Annotated in this window: 5 tRNA genes; all 5 read left to right on the forward strand. The window is 51.1% G+C overall.

Annotated features, from left to right (window positions below):
- Positions 1-43 precede the first annotated feature (43 nt).
- The 5 genes from C406_RS0117415 (at position 44) to C406_RS0117435 (ending at position 487) form a co-directional block, all read left to right on the forward strand.
- Positions 44-119, forward strand: a tRNA-Val gene (locus C406_RS0117415).
- A 15-nt stretch (positions 120-134) separates the two neighbouring features.
- Positions 135-210 (forward strand) — tRNA-Thr (locus tag C406_RS0117420).
- Positions 211-217: 7 nt separating this feature from the next.
- A tRNA-Lys gene (locus C406_RS0117425) sits at positions 218-293 on the forward strand.
- A 17-nt stretch (positions 294-310) separates the two neighbouring features.
- Positions 311-395 (forward strand) — tRNA-Leu (locus tag C406_RS0117430).
- A 17-nt stretch (positions 396-412) separates the two neighbouring features.
- Positions 413-487 (forward strand) — tRNA-Gly (locus C406_RS0117435).
- The last annotated feature ends 32 nt before the right edge of the window (positions 488-519 follow it).

Raw genomic sequence — 519 nt, forward strand, 5'->3', positions numbered from 1 at the left:
GTCTCCCCCTGTGAGAGTAGGACATCGCTAGGCGAAAAAATTTGGAGGATTAGCTCAGCTGGGAGAGCATCTGCCTTACAAGCAGAGGGTCGGCGGTTCGAGCCCGTCATCCTCCACCATATTTTTTGCATATTGCCGGAGTAGCTCAGTTGGTAGAGCAACTGACTTGTAATCAGTAGGTCGAGGGTTCGACTCCTTTCTCCGGCACCATTATTTAGAGCCATTAGCTCAGTTGGTAGAGCATCTGACTTTTAATCAGAGGGTCGTAGGTTCGAATCCTACATGGCTCACCATTTTTTAATACTAAGTTGCGGGTATGGCGGAACTGGCAGACGCACTAGACTTAGGATCTAGCGCCGCAAGGCGTGGGGGTTCGACTCCCTTTACCCGCACCATTTATAAATACATACGAGCGGAAGTAGTTCAGTGGTAGAACACCACCTTGCCAAGGTGGGGGTCGCGAGTTCGAACCTCGTCTTCCGCTCCATAGTTTCTTAAATGCCGGGGTGGCGGAACTGG

This window comes from Paenisporosarcina sp. TG-14 (genome assembly GCF_000297555.1).
GTDB classification, from domain to species: Bacteria; Bacillota; Bacilli; order Bacillales_A; family Planococcaceae; genus Paenisporosarcina; species Paenisporosarcina antarctica.